We start from the raw sequence: 16,506 nt of genomic DNA on the forward strand, positions 1-16,506 counted from the left end.
GATCCGCCTCGCCGCAACACAAAGGGAAATCCTATGCAAGCCGTATTCGTCGTGGGCGGCCTCCTGGCCCTCATCATGTTCGGAGTGCCCATCGCGATGGCGCTGGGTGTCACCGCGATCATCAGCTATATGCTGGCAGGCGAGCTACAAGCCCTGACCATGATTGCGCAGCGCATGTACTCTGCCTCATCGGGCTTTACATTGCTGGCCATTCCGTTCTTTATTCTGGCCGGTTCGCTGATGAACACGGGCGGCATCACCGACCGGATATTCCGGTTCGCACATGCCCTCGTTGGCCACTTCACCGGTGGACTGGCGCAGGTCAATGTCGTGGGCAGCCTGATTTTCTCGGGCATGTCGGGCACCGCCGTGGGCGATGCCGCCGGGATGGGTCAGGTCGAGATAAAGGCAATGAACGATGCGGGCTTCGAGCCCAAGTTCTCGGCCGCCGTCACGGCCGCGTCGGCAACGATCGGCCCAGTCTTTCCGCCCAGTGTTCCCATGGTGATCTTCGGTGGCCTGACGGGCGTCTCGGTCGTGCAGCTGTTTATTGCGGGCATCGTACCCGGCCTGTTGTTGACTGCCGCCTTGATGATTGCGATCTGGTTCATCTCGCGGCATCGGCGGTACCCCGTTGAACGCCGCGCCAGTCTGCGTGAATTGCGCGAATCGTTCATGGGCGCGCTGCTTCCCATGCTGGCGCCGGTCATCATCATCGGTGGTCTGGCCAGCGGTTATTTCACGCCCACCGAAGGCGGCGTCATCGCCGTCCTTTATTGCCTGGCACTGGGACTGTTCGTCTACAAAGAATTCCGCGTGTCCGATCTGCCAGGCATCATCTGGACGGCGCTGCAGCACACGCTGCGCGTGCTGTTTATCATCGCCTCGGCCGGCTTCCTGACCTGGTTCCTGGTGCATAAACGCATTCCCGACGCGATGATCCAGGCCATCATGTCCGTGTCGACGGTACCCTGGGAAATCACTGCGCTGGTCGTCCTGGTGTTGATAGCCCTCGGTCTGTTCCTCGAGGGCGTGGCCGTCATCATCATCACGGTACCCATTTTCATGCCCATCATCACCCAGATCGGCATGGATCCAGTTCAGTTCGGCATGTTGATGGTCATGTGTTCGATGATCGGGCTGCTGACACCACCGGTCGGTATTTTGCTGTTTGCGGTCAGCAGTGTGTCGGGGGTCAAAGTGGGAGAGATCGTGGCTGAATTGTGGCCACTGTTGATCGCCATTGCGGCCATCACTCTGATGGTGGCCTATTGGCCCGCCGTCTCACTGTGGCTGCCGAGGACGCTGCTATGAAAGACACGTTGCTCATTCGCCTGGATCGCGCCATCGGCGCGACGCTACGGCTCTTTACCATCGCCTGCCTGGTCAGCCTGACAGTTTTACTGGCTATCAATATCATCGGCCGTGCAACCGGCTGGTTCGGAATCGCCTGGTTTGACGAAGTCGTCACCACGCTTTTTGCCTGGATGGTTTTTATCGGCGCCAGCGCGCTTTGGCGTGAGTGTGATCACTTCACGATCACCTTGCTACCCGACTATCTGGCCGGCAAGTCCGGGCAACGGCTGCATCGACTGATCGTCGCACTGGTGGGACTGCTATTTGCCGGCGTGCTGCTGGTGTATGGCGCCCGCTTCGTTGCCCGCACGGCCGCGACGACGCCCGTACTCGAGTTACCGCAGGCGTGGGCCTATGCCTGCCTGCCGATCGCTGGCCTGCTGATGACGCTATATGCACTACGCGACGTCTGGCTCGCCATTCGGGCCACATCGCCCAAACCAGCCCCAACCGTCACCGAGACACGCCTGCAGTAGCCGGCGCAGATCGATTTCATCCCCCCAACACCGGAGCGTTTCTATGCTTTACGACGTCAGAACCTATACGTGCCATCCCGGCAAGATCAAGAAACACTTGGCGCTATATGCCGAGCACGGCTTTGATGTGCAACGCCGCCATCTGGGCGAACCCCTGGCCTACATGCAGACCGAAACCGGCGACGTCAATAGCTACGTGCACATCTGGGTTTACGAAGACGCCGCCGATCGCGCGCGCAAGCGCGCCGCGCTGCAGTCCGATCCCGAGTGGGCCCAGTACCTGATCCGCAGTGCCGAAGCCGGTTGCCTGTTGGCACAGCGCAATCAACTGATGACGCCGGTGTCTTTCTTTACCCCGAAAGCCTGACCGCGAACGGGCCAGGTCCAAGGCCTGCTACCCGTTCCTTACCTTATCCGCCATACGAGTATCGATCATGCAGAACTACCGTCAACTTTTTGATCTGACCGGCAAGATTGCCGTCGTGCTGGGCGCCGGATCAGGCATCGGCCAAGCATCGGCCCATGCACTGGGTGCACTGGGTGCGCATGTGGTGTGCGCCGATCGCGATGCGCAGGCCGTGCAGGCCACCGCGGAACAAATCGCTCTATCGGGTTCAGCCGAATGGCATACGACAGACGGGGCCAGCGGTGCCGACATTGCCGAGCTGGCCTCGCGCACGCTATCCGCGCACGGCCGGGTCGACATTGCGGTCACCACGCCGGCGCTGAATATCCGCAAACTGATCGTGGACTACACCGAAGATGAATTCGACCAGGTCATGAACCTGAATCTCAAAGGCGCGTTTCGCTTTCTGCGCGCGTTCGGCGCGCCGATGATGAAACAGGGCAGTGGCAGCCTGGTGCTGTGCTCGTCGATGCGCGCAGTCACGATCGAGCCGGGCCTGGGCATCTACGCGGCATCCAAGGCCGGTATTGCCCAGATGATCAAGGGATTCGCCGCCGAAGCCGGCGCCTATGGTGTACGGGTCAACGCCGTCATGCCCGGCGTTATCGAAACACGGCTCACCGCGCCCCTGAAAGAACGCCGCGACATCTACGACACCTACGCATCCCATACCGTGTTCAACCGTTGGGGCCAGGCCTCGGAAGTTGGTTCGGCCGTGGCCTTCCTGGCATCGGACGCGGCCAGCTACATCACCGGCACTTCGCTGGCCGTCGATGGTGGCTGGACAGCGATCGACGGCGCCCCAACGGGGCTGACCGCCACGCGTCCGTCAGAGTAAGAAGGCGGCCTCCTCACGGTGGCGCTTTTAAGTTGCGTGTGCAGCGGCCGATGAGTGTATCGGCCGCACCGCCAACCGTAGTCCCATCGCCTTGAGAATAGCCGTCAGGCTACTCAAGGCGGGATTCCCCTTGGGTGATAGCGTCCGATAAAGCTGTGTCGGGTTCAGGTGTGCCTGTTCCGCCACCATCTGTACGCCGCCGAACGCCTGCGCAAGCTGTCGCAGCACAGTCAGCAACTCCGCCTGATTGTCGTCTTCAAGCACGCCATTGATCACATCGAGAGCAAGGGCCGGATCGCTGCGATACAGCTCGGCCATCGCCTCATCATGTCCCCTGCTTCTCATCGTCATTTCTCCCTTGCCAGTCCTGCCAATAACTCACAGCCCCAATTCAAATAATGATCGTGCTGCTCGTTAGCGGTCAGATAATGTTCAATTCGGTAGGAAGTCATTTTCGTTTATTAACGAATAACAGTCAATCAGATCGAATTACTGGATAGGCTGAAGACCAGGCAGAAGGCTTACTCGCTAAAACCTTACTCGCTAAAACATTACCTACCGCATCGGTGTCGCGACCGCGTTCCGTGTTGATGTTCATGTCGTTGATGCTATCGTCGCCAGGCGAAATACTGGATATTTAGCCAGTTATATAAAAATATCAGACCTGTCCTACGCACTGACAACGATGCCTCTTCGACTCCCGGCGTGGACATGAGAATCCGAACGGATGAGCTCCATCGCTGCGACATCAGTGCTGCCTTCACCCATATACCCCACGGCCCGTGCAGTCACGACAAACGGGGCAGTCGCTGTTAAGCAACTGCCCCGTACGGGCTACCAGATCAAGGGTAATTAATCAGGCATTAATTGGCTGAGGTAGCCGGAGCGGGTTTGGCTTCATCTGCCGCCTTGGCGTCGTGGCGGGCCTGGCGTTGCGCCAGCCGCTCTTGCCGCTTGGCCTTGCGCGCTTCCAATTTGGTTTGGCGCTCTTTGACCCACTCGGTCACTTGCTGATGCTGGGTGCTGTTGAGGCTATCCCAGGCAGCCAGCCATTTGCCGCGGACTTCGGTGGATTGCTCGCGGAATTTTTCGCGGCGAGCGTCTTCGTCGGCGATCAGGGCATGCGGATCGAGCTTGCCGTCCTGGAGCTGTGTCGACAGCAGTTCGTGACGCTTGCCACCATGTTCGCGCATGGCTTTGAACATGTCGGTCTGCGCTTGCTTGGCCTCGTCAAAGGACGCTTGTTGCTTGGCATCGAGCTTAAGCGACTCGACCTGCGTCTTGGACAGCGGGCCTACACCAGGCACAAAAAACCCGTCGCGCATTTCGGCACGGTGATGATAGCCATGCTTGCCACCATGACGATGGCCGTGTTTATCACCATAATGACCATGACGCTCGCCAAGCTTGTCGGTATTTTGTTTAGTCTCAGCCGCAGTCGGTGCGGTTTCGGACGCGGCCATGACGGTACCGGACATGCCGGTAGCGGCAACGATGAAACCCAGGGCAGCCAGAGAGGAACGGATCGCGTATCGGGACATATTGTGAACTCCTGAAAGAGTGGAACGCGAAGCCATTGTCCGGTTTGAGCCGTTACAAGCGAATTTCGGATCGGCGGGGAATATTTCAGTCGATTGCGCGGCAGAGTCGCTTTGGTTTGACATGGCACGCGGCTTTGACAAAACGCCGCGGTCTGGCACCACCCCGCTGTACCGCCCTGCCCGCTAGCGCAGTCTCAGGACAGGCTCACAGCGCAGGCTCAGGGCGTCGAGGGCGTCGCGTCCCAGGTCGCCAGGTATTCCTGCCAGTGCGGCGCATTGCTGGCCTGCAGGGTCTCGCGTACCAGGTCGATCTCGGCTTGATAGGACGCTGTGTCGAGCTCGCCGCGCAAGAAACGGAATCGGCAATACACGAGCCAGGTGTTGACGACGTCGGTTTCGCAATACGCGCGGACCTCGTCTGCGCGACCGGCTTGCCACGCGGGCCATACCTGTCCGCCGTCCATGCCCAGTTTGCCGGGAAAACCGCAAAGCTTGGCAAGCTCGTCGAGTGGCGCATTGGCACGCCCGTTGTACTTGGCCAGCAGGTCCATCAGGTCGATATGACGGTTGTGATAACGACTGATGTAGTTGTTGTACTTGAAGTCGCGGTCCTCGTCACCGGTATCCCAATAGCGCGGCGCGGGCACACCATGAATCAGACTACGATAGTGCAACACCGGCAAATCAAACCCCGAGCCGTTCCAGCTGACCAGCCTGGGCGTATAACGCTCGATGGTTTTAAAGAAGCCATTGATCAGGGTGGCCTCGGGGTCGTCGGGTTGCCCCAGGGTTTTGACACGAAAGCCCTGGTCATCGCGAAACACGCAGCCGATGACGGCGATGCGTTGTAGATGCAGTGGCAGAAAATCGTGCCCGACGGCCTCGCGGCGCGCCTGAAAGGCACGCTCGGCGACCTCATCGTCGGGCACGTCGGGCCCCCATCCATTGAGCTTGCGCAACCCGTCTATGTCGGGCAGCGTTTCCAGGTCAAAGACGAGTGTCGGGGTCATCGCGCCGGCAGGTACTTCAGCGGGTCAACCGGGGTGCCCTGACGGCGGATCTCGAAATGCAGTCGCGGCGACGTGGTGTCGCTCTGGCCGATTTCGGCGATCTTGGAGCCGCGCTTGACGGCCGCACCCGTCTTCACCAACAGAGTCTGGTTATGTGCGTAGGCGGTAATAAACCCATTTTGGTGATTGATGATGATCAGGTTACCCAGACCACGCACGCCGTTGCCGCTGTACATCACCTTGCCGTCGGCCGCGGCGACCACGGGAGCGCCCAGCGAGCCGCCGATGTCGATGCCCTTGGCGGCGGTGGTAAAGGATTGCGTGATCGGGCCGCTGGCGGGCCATCCCCAGCTAATCAGGTTGGCATCGTCGGCACGCGGAGGCGGGGGTTCGGTGCTGGCAGGCGGCGTGGAGGGTGTCGTCGCCGTGGCGGGCGGCGTCACAACAGGAGGCGTCGTATCCGGCGGTGTCGTGCCGGGTGTCGTATCGGACGGAGTGGTCGGCGACGTCGTGCCCGTGGCACTGTCCGGCAGGGGCACCGGCTTTGTAGTGGTGGACGAGGACGGCGCGGACGACGATGGCGTCGTCGAGGTCGCGGCGCTCGCGGTCGTCGTGCCCGTCAGCGTGAGGACCTGTCCGACGCTCAGTTGATTCGCATCGTTGATGTTGTTCAGGCTCTTGAGCGTGTTGACGTCGAGATTGTAGCTGCGAGCGATCTGGTACAGCGTATCGCCGGGCTTGACCACGTAGGTCTGGCCGGGTTGCGCGGTGCCGACGCCGCCGGACGATCCGCCCTTGGACAAATCGACGACCGGCGCGCGCGTCGTGGTGCTCGAGCACCCCGCTATCAACGCCAAGCCAAAGACACCGGCTACCCATGCCGCGCGACGCGTCAGCCGAGCAAACGACACCTGGGGAAATGATTGTTTGGTCAGTGATAACTGCCGGTTGAGCATGTAGTTCTCCTGGTTGCTCAAGATTGTATTCCGGCCCGAAGCGGTACAAAACGTACCGCCTCTAACTCGGTGCGCTTCCAAGCCGAAGTACCAGTGCGTTCAATCAACACCAATCTCTGGTTGGACGTGCCCTCGGGAGCGATCAGACGGCCGCCCGGCGCCAACTGTGTCAACAACGCCTGGGGGATAGCCAGCCCGGCCGCAGCCACAACAATAGCATCGAACGGCGCGATGCCGGGTAACCCTATCATGCCATCGCCGTGAATCAAGCGTACGCGCGTGGCCAAACGCAAAGCACGCAGATTGCTGCGAGCCAATTCAAAAAGCCCGCGAATGCGTTCGATCGCGTGCACTTCCCGGACAAACTGGGCGAGAACGGCTGCTTGATAGCCGCAACCGGCACCGACCTCCAGCACACGGGTCGGCTCGCGGTCTTCGCACACGGCGGCGATCATCCGCGCCACGATCTTCGGTTGAGAAATCGTTTGCGAGTGCCCGATCGGCAACGCGGCGTCTTCGTAAGCACGACTCGCCAAAGCCTCATCCACAAAGACATGGCGCGGCACTGCCGCCATCGCGTTGAGCACACGCTCGTCGGTGATCCCGCCATCGCGCAGGCGTTGCACCATGGCCTGGCGCAAACGATCGGAATTCAGGCCCAGATTGCTGGCCTTGCCCGCAGGTTGGCCGGCAGGCGCAGGTCGAACCAGGGTGGCGGGCGAAATACGCGTGTTGCTATTGGTCGCGGTAAAGCCGGGCGCCAACCCCGTCTTGTTGTAACTCGCGGTCGTCCTGGGACGACCCGGCTGATCTGGCGGAATTACAGGCTTGCGCATAGTGGCTCCGCCCAGCCTCGGATCTCGTCCAGTTGGCTGTGTTGGGTCAAGTCCAGGCGCAAGGGTGTTACCGACACTTGCCCCTGGAGAATCGCGTGAAAATCCGTTCCTGGCGAGGCGTCAGCCGCCAAGCCGACGGGGCCAATCCAGTACACCGTATCGCCATAGGGTGTCGTTGTGCGAACGACGGGCTCTGACGGATGGCGTTTGCCCAGGCGGGTGACTTGCAAGCCGCCCATCTGCTCGAAAGGCCGGCACGGAATATTGACGTTAAGCAAGACTGGCGCGGCCAGCGGCTGCGCGATTTGTCGTTCCACCACGACACGAGCGGCGCGCGCGGCAGATTCCAGGTGTTCCCACCCTTTTTCAACTAACGAAAAGGCAATCGCGGGAATCCCGAACAAATAGGCCTCGGCAGCGGCCGCAACGGTGCCCGAATACAGGGTGTCGTCGCCCATGTTGGCGCCATTGTTGATCCCCGATACCACCAGATCGGGCCGGGCATCTACCAACCCCGTCAATGCCACGTGAACGCAATCGGAGGGCGTGCCATTGACGCAGACAAAGCCATTGGAGGCGGTGCGCACCGTCAAGGGGCGGTTAAGGGTCAGGGAATTTGACGCGCCACTGTGATTGGTCTCGGGAGCGACGACGGTGATCTCGCCTAGCCCTTGCAGCGCGTCAACCAGCGCTTCGAGCCCAGGGGCGCTATAACCATCATCGTTCGACACCAGAATTCGCATTGTGTATCCAAAAAAATCACACGAAGTAAAACGCCGTCGATTGTACCGCTGGAGAATGTCCGCCCGAAAGCGGCATGCGGATTGTGCCTGGTCTTGACGCATATGGATAACCCGCAGACGCGCCCGTGCCGCTCGCGCGGTAGAATCCGCAGCCACGACCCTTATGCAATGGATGCTTTCTCATGGTGCAGACCGCTCCCTCGTTCCTGTTCAGTGCCTCGCTGATTGCGCTGGCGTATCTGATTGGTTCGATTCCATTCGCCGTTATCGTCAGCAAGCTGATGGGGTTGCAAGACCCCCGCAGCTACGGATCGAAAAATCCCGGCGCGACGAATGTGCTGCGCAGCGGCAATAAAGTGGCCGCGGCGCTAACCTTGGTGGGCGATGCCGCCAAAGGCTGGTTTGCGCTATGGCTGGCCCACAAACTGGCGCCGGGCCTATCGTGGAATGGCTACGCCTTCGTGGCGCTGGCCGTGTTCCTGGGCCATTTGTACCCGATTTTCCTGAAATTCAAGGGCGGCAAGGGCGTGGCCACCGCGCTGGGCATCCTCTTGGCCATACATCCGATGCTGGCGCTGGCCACGGCGCTGACCTGGGTGATCATTGCCGTTTTCTCGCGCTACTCGTCGCTCGCCGCTCTGGTGGCAGCCTTTTTTGCGCCGGTGTATTACCTGTTTGGCTCGGGCGTCGCCTGGTATGCCCAGGCCCCCGTAGGCATTGCCCTGGCCGTCATCAGCCTGCTGTTGTTTTATCGCCACCGCGCCAATATCGGCCGCTTATTGACCGGCAAAGAAAGCCGCATCGGCGGGAAAAAGGGCCCCCACGCGGCGCCGTAGGCTTGCTGCCCCCCAAGGGGGCGTTTTTTGCCTTGGGCCGGCCCGGCGGCAAAAAGGCCCCCACGCGGCGCCGTAGGCTTACTGTCCACCTCGCGGCACGCTGCCTACGCCGGCGTGCTCACGCAGATATCGGCCAGATCCCAGCGCGGGCGTACGGTAAAGGCATGGTCACCAGCCTGTAATGACACCAGTCCGGCTTTGACGCGCTCGGAGGCTGCGAACGCAATCATCGCGCCGTTATCCGTACACAAGGCCAGCGGCGGAAAATAAGCCTGCGCGCGCAAGGGCCGCATGGCCTGCGCCAACTGGGCGCGCAGCAATGCATTGGCTCCCACGCCACCGGCGACGACCAACCTTTTCAGGCCGGTTTGCCGGAGCGCCTTGACCGCCTTGGAGACCAGCACGTCGACAATCGCCGCCTGCGTCGCGGCGGACAAATCGGCGCGTGTTTGCTCGTCCAAGCCCGAGCCTGAGCGCTCGGCCTCTCTGACGCGGGTCAATACCGCCGTTTTGAGGCCACTAAAGCTGAAATCGAGATCCGCGCTGTGCAACATGGGACGCGGCAAACTAAAGCGCTGTGCGTCGCCCTGGGCCGCCATGCGCGACAGCGCGGGACCGCCGGGATAGCCCAGGCCCAACAGCTTGGCCGACTTATCAAAAGCCTCCCCCGCCGCGTCATCCAGTGTCTCGCCCAACAAGGCATACTGCCCCACGCCATCGACCCGCATCAATTGTGTGTGCCCGCCGGACACCAGCAGGGCAACGAACGGGAACTTGGGCCGAGGATCGTCCAGCAAGGGCGACAGCAGGTGCCCCTCGAGGTGATGAATCGGAATGGCGGGCAGCCCGCGCGACCAGGCAAATGCCTGGGCTACGCTCGCGCCTACCAACAAGGCCCCCGCCAGCCCCGGGCCGGCGGTATAGGCAACGGCGTTCACATCCTGCAGCGTCAACCCCGCCTCGGCGAGCGCTTGTCGCGCCAGCGGCACCGCGCGGCGGATATGGTCGCGCGACGCGAGCTCCGGCACCACGCCCCCGTATTCCTGGTGCATGGCGATCTGAGAATGCAAGGCATGCGCAAGCAAGCCACGCTCGGTACACACGACGGCAACGCCGGTTTCGTCGCACGAGCTTTCAAAACCTAGAATGATCATGGCCGCGAGTTTACATCTGGTGCGAAAATGGCGGCGTTATCCACCCACAAGATCAACTACCGGGGTCAGACGATGCTGGAGAAGCTATTTAAATTGCGCGAACACGGTACCAACGTCCGTACCGAAGTCGTTGCGGGTTTAACGACATTCCTGACGATGTCCTACATCATCTTCGTCAACCCGGACATTCTGTCGTCCACCGGCATGGATCGCAACGCCGTCTTCGTGGCCACCTGCCTGGCCGCGGCGCTGGGGTCATTCATCATGGCCATGGCGGCCAACTGGCCCATCGGCATGGCGCCAGGGATGGGCTTGAACGCCTTCTTTGCCTTCACAGTCGTCAAGACCATGGGCTACACCTGGGAGCAAGCCCTGGGCGCGGTCTTTATCTCGGGCGTGATTTTCCTGCTGTTGACCGTTACCGGCGTGCGTTCCTGGCTGATCAAGGGCATTCCGCATTCGTTGCGCAGCGCCATCGCGGCCGGTATCGGGCTATTTCTCGCGATCATTGCGCTGTCCACCGCCAAGATCGTCGTCCCGCATCCGGCGACGATGGTAACGCTGGGCGATCTGCGCGAACCCGGGCCCTTGTTTGCCATCTTGGGCTTCTTCATTATCGCGTCGTTGGATGCCCTGCGTGTGCGAGGCGCGATCCTGATCGGGATCCTGATCATCACGCTGCTGTCGATGGCCCTGGGCTACAACGAATTCCACGGGGTATTTTCGGCGCCGCCCAGCCTGGTGCCAACGTTCCTGCAACTGGATATCCTCGGCGCCCTGCATACGGGCTTCGTCCACGTCATTCTGGTCTTTGTCCTGGTCGAGGTCTTTGACGCGACGGGCACCCTGATGGGGGTTGCCAAGCGTGCGGGCCTGGTGCCCGAAAACAAGCCCAACCGTCTGGGCCGCGCCTTGTTCGCCGATAGTACGGCGATTGTGGCGGGCTCGCTACTGGGCACCAGCAGCACCACCGCCTATGCCGAAAGCGCCTCGGGCGTACAGGCGGGCGGCCGCACCGGGCTGACCGCCCTGGTGGTGGCACTGCTGTTCCTGGCCGCCCTGTTCATCTCGCCATTGGCGGGTTCTGTGCCGGGCTATGCCACGGCACCCGCGTTGCTGTATGTCGCGGGCCTGATGATGCGCGAGCTGGTCGAAATCGACTGGAGCGACGTCTCCGAGGCGACGCCGGCCGCCCTGACCACGCTGGTCATGCCTTTCACGTACTCCATCGCCGATGGCCTCGCCTTTGGCTTTATCAGCTATGTCGTCCTGAAAACAGCCACCGGCCAGATCCGTGTTGTGCATCCCGCGACTTGGCTGGTGGCGGTGTTGTTCGTCATACGCTACGCGTTTTTTCCGGGTTAACCCGACCTTGTCTTCTCACGCCGACGACGGGGACCCTTTCACTGACTGGAACCCCGCGTTCTAAATTGATTAATTGAAGTGCACTTCGACTGCGTTGAAAATGACCCGATAACGATAAATCGGAGACATAGATGCGCAACTGCAGCCACAGCTTGCGGGCGATGCTTATCGCCTGTTCACCTTCGGTAATGAGAGCCTCTTGGATAGTTGCATGCATCGCTCTCGCCAGCTGGATTACCGCTTCACCAGTCCTTGCACAAGACAAACAAATCATCAAACTCGGTTGGACCACGACGGATGGCGTAGAGGATCCCTATGCCATTGGGGCCCGGGCGTTCAAGGCCGCTCTTGAGGCGGAGCCAAACGGAAAAAACTTTGATGTCCAGCTCTATCCCAATCGCCAGCTCGGAGACGAAAAGCCGCTGCTAGAAGGGATTCGAATGGGAATGGCGCAGGCCGGTATCATCACTAACGCGGTAGTGGCACAGATCGAGCCTGCGTATCAGCTCAATGATCTGCCCTTCCTTTACTCCTCCTCCGAGCAAGCCTATCAACTGATGGAGGGCGAAGTCGGAAAAAAATTAACCAAGAAGCTTGAAGACAAGGGCATCGCGGTGTTGGGCTATATGGGCGGCGGTTTTCGCAATATGATCAACAACGTCCGACCGGTCAAAACGCCCGAAGATGTGGTCGGCGTCAAGTATCGCGTGATGCAAAGCCCCATCTACATCGGCATGTATAAGGCGCTAGGCGGCAGCCCCGTTCCGATGGCATGGGGCGAGACGTATACCGCAGTACAACAGGGCGCGCTGGACGGATTGGAAATCCCGCTTTCGGTGATCGACTCCACGAAGTCCTATGAGATCACCAAGTACCTGTCGCTGACTCAGCACACGTTCTCCATCATAGAGTTTGTTTTCAACAAACGGTGGCTTGACAAACTGGAGCCTGCTCAGCGTGATGCCGTTATCAGCGCGGCAAGGAAAGCCACGCTCGAACAGCGGCAAGTCACGGAGGAAAACTCGAAAAAACTCGCGGCCGCTCTCGAAAAGAAAGGCATGACGCTCAACACCATTACCGACCCCGCCGCGTTCCGCAAGAAAGTCCAGCCGGTATACGAAGAGTTCAAGCCTCGCATAGGGAGCGACATTCTTGATGCCGCCTTAGCGCAAGTGAACTAAGTGCGTGGCGTGATCAGCGTACTGAAGCTATGTAACGCCATCATTAGCCAGGTGGTGAAAGCCGTCGTGGTTGGCCTGGCCTTCCTGATGGTGATCACGATCTGTTGGCAAGTCGCGATGCGTTTTGCCTTCAATGATCCTCCCTCCTGGACAGAGGAATTCGCCCTGCTGTTATTCAGTTGGTCGATGTTGCTCATGTTGGCGGTGGGCGTCAGAGAGGCATTTCATGTCCGCATGGATATTCTCGTTGAGCGAATGCCGGCAGGTGGCCGTCAGTGGCTGGAATCTCTAATCTGCGTCGCAACGTTAGCGTTTGGCGTCTATCTCGCAATAGCCGGCGTTGATTATGTACGCGAAATGCGCGGATCCAGCTCTGCCGCGATGGGATATCCGATCGCGTTGCTGTATAGCGCGGCGCCCGTCTGTGGCGGATTGATCTGCCTGTTCAGCCTTGAAAGGTTGCTGTCTTTCGTCGCGCCGGGAGACAGCGCATGAGCACGAGCGCCTGGATTTTGACAGTGGGCTTTGCCGGCATGGTGGTGCTCGGCGTCCCGTTCGTCTTTGCAATCGGCCTGGCGGTGACCGCAGTCATTGTTGTCGCCGACATTCCGCTCATGCTGCTTCCGCAGACCATGGTGGCGGGTACGCAATCGTTCAGTCTCTTGGGTATCCCGTTCTTCATGCTCGCGGGAGAGCTGATGTCCGCAGGCGGATTGTCACGCCGGCTGATCGCCGTCGCTGATGTGTGCGTTCGACATTTACTGGGTGGGCTCGGGCACGTCACCATTGTCGCGGCGTGCATTTTTGCGGCGATCTCGGGCTCAGCGCCTGCCACGACCGCTGCCATTGGTAGCACCATGATCCCGGCGATGGCCGAGCGCGGCTATGCGAAATCCTACGCCACGTCGCTAACGGTCAGCGCGGGCGTATTGGCCCCTCTGATTCCCCCCTCCATTGCATTCATCATCTGGGGAGTGATCGCGGAGCAATCCATCTCGAAGCTTTTCCTTGCGGGCATTATTCCGGGACTGCTGATGGCGCTGGGACTGTCAGCGCTCGTGGCGTGGCGGGCTCATGGCGACAAGATACCGCGACTCCCCCGCGCCAGCGCAGCCGAAGTCAGGAGCGCATTGCGCAAAGGCGTTTGGGCATTGCTGGCCCCCGTCATTGTGCTGGGCGGGATCTACGGGGGTATCTTTACGCCCACTGAAGCGGCCGCGGTCGTTTGTCTATATAGCCTGGTGGTCGGCCTTTTTATTGAAAAGCGGCTGCGCTTTGCTCAACTCCCCACCGTGTTCCTGAAAGCCATGACGATCAGCGCTATCGTCATGGGCATTGTTGCCGTATCAGGGGGTATGGGCGTCCTGGTGGCCCAGGAACAATTTGCCACCCGTTTGGCGACCTTTCTGAATGCGTCGATTCACCAGCAATGGATCATGTTGATGATCCTCAATCTAGGATTTTTCTTGCTGGCCGCGGTCATGGACGAGATCGCACTCATGCTGATTTTTGGGCCCATGCTCATTGCCATTGGCCACCAATTTGGAATCGACCCCATTCATTTCGGGGCGATGATCGTCACGAATGTGGCCATCGGCATGGCGGCTCCCCCGATTGGATATTGCCTCTTCGTCGGGGCCGCCATCAGTGGAGAGCGCTTGATCAACATAGCCAGAGCGATTTGGCCCCAGATCGTGATGATGGTTCTGGTCCTGATCCTGGTGACCTATGTTCCCGCATTTTCTTTGTATTTCGTCCGATGACTCACTTGATGTGCGCCGCGGAGACACGTTGGTTTTGCCCGCTATATACCCGCTTCATTGACCGCTAAACAAAGGGTTTCGTCATGAACACTTCGAAGTTGAACGTACGTGCCTCGGTTTCCGACGCAGAATGGGAAACTCGAGTCAACCTGGCCGCCTGCTACCGCCTGATGCCCATGTTCGGCATGAGTGACCTCGTCTATAACCACATCACGGCACGCGTGCCGGGCGATGAGGACCGACTGCTTATCAATCCCTACGGATTCATGTATGAAGAGATCACGGCGTCCAGTCTGATCACTATCAATCTGGCCGGGGATGTGCTCCTGAATCCGCATGACCATTACGATGTCAATTTGGCTGGCTATGTTATTCACAGCGCCGTCCACGGGGCCCGCCATGATGTCCAGTGCGTGATTCATACGCACTCGCGTGCCGGCATGGCGGTTTCCGCGCTGGACTGTGGCTTGCTGCCGTTAACACAAACCGCGATGCGCTTTGGCGCCATTGCCTATCATGAATATGAGGGTCCCGCGGTAGACACCGACGAGCAAGTACGGTTGACAAAAGATCTCGGTAAAAATGACGCCATGGTCTTGCGAAACCATGGCTTGCTCGTCGCGGCGGTGGACATCGCACAAGCCTTCAATACGATGTATTGGCTCGAGATGGCCTGCCGCGCCCAAATCGACGCCATGGCGTGCAATACCGATCTGCGTTACCCCTCGAAAGAAGTGATTGCAAAAACCGCTCATTTGTATAGACCTGAAACGCGACGCCCCTATGGGGTGATGGAATGGCCGGCGATGCTGCGCATGCTGGACCGTCGCGATCGCTCATATCAAGACTGACGCGAGCCAGGGTTGGGCTTTTTGCCGCCGGGCCGCCCCAAGGCAAAAACACCGATTGACGTTAGCTATCAACCCGATCGACCGCAAGGTTGATCGGGTTTTCCCTTGATTTCGCCTATACACTCCCCAAATATTAGTTAAACGCGTAGCCCAGCGGCGCGCCTCGCCCGTTACTTCTGGAGTTTTTCTACATGACCGAGTTGGCTCGCGTACCCTTTTCCGTATTGGATCTCGCCCCGATTGTTCAGGGCGGTGATCCGACCAGCGCGTTCCGCAATACTGTCGACCTGGCCCAACACGTGGAGCGCTGGGGCTACCAGCGATTCTGGTTGGCCGAGCATCACAACATTAATGGCATTGCCAGCAGCGCCACGGCGGTCCTCATTGGCCACGTCGCCGCGCATACCAAGACCCTGCGTGTCGGCTCGGGCGGCGTGATGCTGCCGAATCATGCGCCGCTGATCATCGCAGAGCAGTTCGGCACGCTGGAAAGCCTGTTTCCCGGCCGTATCGACCTCGGCCTGGGCCGCGCGCCCGGCAGTGACGGCGCAACGCAACAAGCGCTGCGTCGCGGCCCCCGCAGCGGTTTTGATTTCCCCGAGTTGCTGGCCGAACTGCGCGCTTTTCTCGCACCGGCCGCGCCGGATCAGGCGGTACGCGCCATTCCGGGCGCCGGCCTGGACGTCCCGATCTGGCTCTTGGGGTCGAGTGATTTCAGCGCGCGACTGGCTGCGGAACTAGGCCTGCCCTTTTCGTTTGCCGGCCATTTTTCGCCGGAAGGCATGGCCGCGATGCGCTTGTATCGACATTTGTTCAAGCCCTCCGCGACACTGTCCCGTCCGTACGCGATGATCGGCGTGCCGGTGATTGCGGCAGATACGGACGAGCAGGCACACCATTTGTCGACAACGCAGCAGTTGAAGTTCTTGTCGCTGATTCGCGGCAATCGCCTGCAGTTGCAACCGCCGGTGGAAAGCATGGAGGGCCTCTGGAACGAGTGGGAACGCCAAGCTGTGCATCAAAAGTTGGCCGCGTCTATTGTGGGCGGCCCCGAAACGGTCAAACAAGGACTGCAATCTCTTATCGCGCGCACTGAGGCCGACGAGGTCATGATTGTGTCGGACTTCTTCCGTCACGAGGACCGTCTGCGTTCGTATGAAATCCTGGCCTCTCTGAAAAATGAAGGAATCTGAC

At 60.0% G+C, this 16,506-nt stretch carries 18 protein-coding genes; 11 read left to right on the forward strand and 7 right to left on the reverse strand.

The features are described from left to right. The first annotated feature begins 33 nt into the window (after positions 1-33). From ACNAZS_RS23085 to ACNAZS_RS23100, 4 genes are all read left to right on the forward strand, one after another. On the forward strand, positions 34-1,314 hold the full coding sequence (locus ACNAZS_RS23085) for a TRAP transporter large permease (RefSeq protein WP_415792873.1): 1,281 nt from the start codon (positions 34-36) through the stop codon (positions 1,312-1,314). After that, on the forward strand, positions 1,311-1,832 hold the full coding sequence (locus tag ACNAZS_RS23090) for a TRAP transporter small permease (protein WP_415792874.1): 522 nt from the start codon (positions 1,311-1,313) through the stop codon (positions 1,830-1,832). Before ACNAZS_RS23085 ends, ACNAZS_RS23090 begins: the two co-directional genes overlap by 4 nt. 43 nt (positions 1,833-1,875) lie before the next feature. Continuing rightward, complete coding sequence (locus tag ACNAZS_RS23095; protein ID WP_415792876.1) at positions 1,876-2,199, forward strand: NIPSNAP family protein; 324 nt, start codon at positions 1,876-1,878, stop codon at positions 2,197-2,199. Between the two features lie 67 nt (positions 2,200-2,266). Beyond that, positions 2,267-3,076 carry an SDR family NAD(P)-dependent oxidoreductase gene (locus tag ACNAZS_RS23100; protein WP_415792877.1) on the forward strand — a complete coding sequence of 270 codons (810 nt, stop codon included), beginning with the start codon at positions 2,267-2,269 and terminating at the stop codon, positions 3,074-3,076. Between the two features lie 27 nt (positions 3,077-3,103). On the opposite strand, the gene ACNAZS_RS23105 is transcribed toward ACNAZS_RS23100, so the two are convergent. From ACNAZS_RS23105 to surE, 6 genes are all read right to left on the reverse strand, one after another. Beyond that, complete coding sequence (locus tag ACNAZS_RS23105) at positions 3,104-3,421, reverse strand: helix-turn-helix domain-containing transcriptional regulator (RefSeq protein WP_415792878.1); 318 nt, start codon at positions 3,419-3,421, stop codon at positions 3,104-3,106. 518 nt (positions 3,422-3,939) lie between these two features. Continuing rightward, complete coding sequence (locus ACNAZS_RS23110) at positions 3,940-4,617, reverse strand: hypothetical protein (RefSeq protein ID WP_415792880.1); 678 nt, start codon at positions 4,615-4,617, stop codon at positions 3,940-3,942. A 218-nt stretch (positions 4,618-4,835) separates the two neighbouring features. Continuing rightward, positions 4,836-5,627 (reverse strand): 3'-5' exonuclease, encoded by a 792-nt coding sequence (locus ACNAZS_RS23115; protein ID WP_415792881.1) that lies wholly within the window; start codon positions 5,625-5,627, stop codon positions 4,836-4,838. Next, on the reverse strand, positions 5,624-6,583 hold the full coding sequence (locus ACNAZS_RS23120; protein ID WP_415792983.1) for a peptidoglycan DD-metalloendopeptidase family protein: 960 nt from the start codon (positions 6,581-6,583) through the stop codon (positions 5,624-5,626). Before ACNAZS_RS23120 ends, ACNAZS_RS23115 begins: the two co-directional genes overlap by 4 nt. 17 nt (positions 6,584-6,600) lie before the next feature. After that, complete coding sequence (locus ACNAZS_RS23125) at positions 6,601-7,419, reverse strand: protein-L-isoaspartate(D-aspartate) O-methyltransferase (RefSeq protein ID WP_415792882.1); 819 nt, start codon at positions 7,417-7,419, stop codon at positions 6,601-6,603. Further along, complete coding sequence (gene surE / locus ACNAZS_RS23130) at positions 7,404-8,162, reverse strand: 5'/3'-nucleotidase SurE (protein WP_415792883.1); 759 nt, start codon at positions 8,160-8,162, stop codon at positions 7,404-7,406. The genes ACNAZS_RS23125 and surE overlap by 16 nt, the downstream gene beginning before the upstream one ends. A 182-nt stretch (positions 8,163-8,344) precedes the next feature. Between surE and plsY the strand changes: the two genes are divergently transcribed. Beyond that, positions 8,345-8,998, forward strand: a complete 654-nt coding sequence (gene plsY, locus ACNAZS_RS23135; protein ID WP_415792884.1) for a glycerol-3-phosphate 1-O-acyltransferase PlsY — start codon at positions 8,345-8,347, stop codon at positions 8,996-8,998. A gap of 104 nt (positions 8,999-9,102) precedes the next feature. Here the strand turns inward: plsY and tsaD are convergent, their stop codons facing one another. Next, positions 9,103-10,152, reverse strand: a complete 1,050-nt coding sequence (gene tsaD, locus ACNAZS_RS23140) for a tRNA (adenosine(37)-N6)-threonylcarbamoyltransferase complex transferase subunit TsaD (protein WP_415792885.1) — start codon at positions 10,150-10,152, stop codon at positions 9,103-9,105. 72 nt (positions 10,153-10,224) lie between these two features. Between tsaD and ACNAZS_RS23145 the strand changes: the two genes are divergently transcribed. From ACNAZS_RS23145 to ACNAZS_RS23170, 6 genes are all read left to right on the forward strand, one after another. Beyond that, complete coding sequence (locus ACNAZS_RS23145; RefSeq protein ID WP_415792984.1) at positions 10,225-11,517, forward strand: NCS2 family permease; 1,293 nt, start codon at positions 10,225-10,227, stop codon at positions 11,515-11,517. A 131-nt stretch (positions 11,518-11,648) separates the two neighbouring features. After that, the gene (locus ACNAZS_RS23150) at positions 11,649-12,698 is read left to right on the forward strand and encodes a TRAP transporter substrate-binding protein (RefSeq protein WP_415792886.1); all 1,050 of its coding nucleotides are present in this window, start codon (positions 11,649-11,651) and stop codon (positions 12,696-12,698) included. A gap of 9 nt (positions 12,699-12,707) precedes the next feature. Further along, positions 12,708-13,193 carry a TRAP transporter small permease gene (locus ACNAZS_RS23155; RefSeq protein WP_415792887.1) on the forward strand — a complete coding sequence of 162 codons (486 nt, stop codon included), beginning with the start codon at positions 12,708-12,710 and terminating at the stop codon, positions 13,191-13,193. Continuing rightward, the gene (locus ACNAZS_RS23160) at positions 13,190-14,461 is read left to right on the forward strand and encodes a TRAP transporter large permease (RefSeq protein ID WP_415792888.1); all 1,272 of its coding nucleotides are present in this window, start codon (positions 13,190-13,192) and stop codon (positions 14,459-14,461) included. The genes ACNAZS_RS23155 and ACNAZS_RS23160 overlap by 4 nt, the downstream gene beginning before the upstream one ends. Before the next feature lie 83 nt (positions 14,462-14,544). Further along, on the forward strand, positions 14,545-15,312 hold the full coding sequence (locus tag ACNAZS_RS23165; protein WP_415792889.1) for a class II aldolase/adducin family protein: 768 nt from the start codon (positions 14,545-14,547) through the stop codon (positions 15,310-15,312). A 191-nt stretch (positions 15,313-15,503) separates the two neighbouring features. Beyond that, positions 15,504-16,505: an LLM class flavin-dependent oxidoreductase gene (locus ACNAZS_RS23170; RefSeq protein WP_415792890.1), complete on the forward strand. Its 1,002-nt coding sequence runs from the start codon at positions 15,504-15,506 to the stop codon at positions 16,503-16,505. The last annotated feature ends 1 nt before the right edge of the window (position 16,506 follow it).

The organism is Bordetella tumulicola (genome assembly GCF_965138755.1).
Classification (GTDB): Bacteria; Pseudomonadota; Gammaproteobacteria; order Burkholderiales; family Burkholderiaceae_B; genus Bordetella_A; species Bordetella_A tumulicola.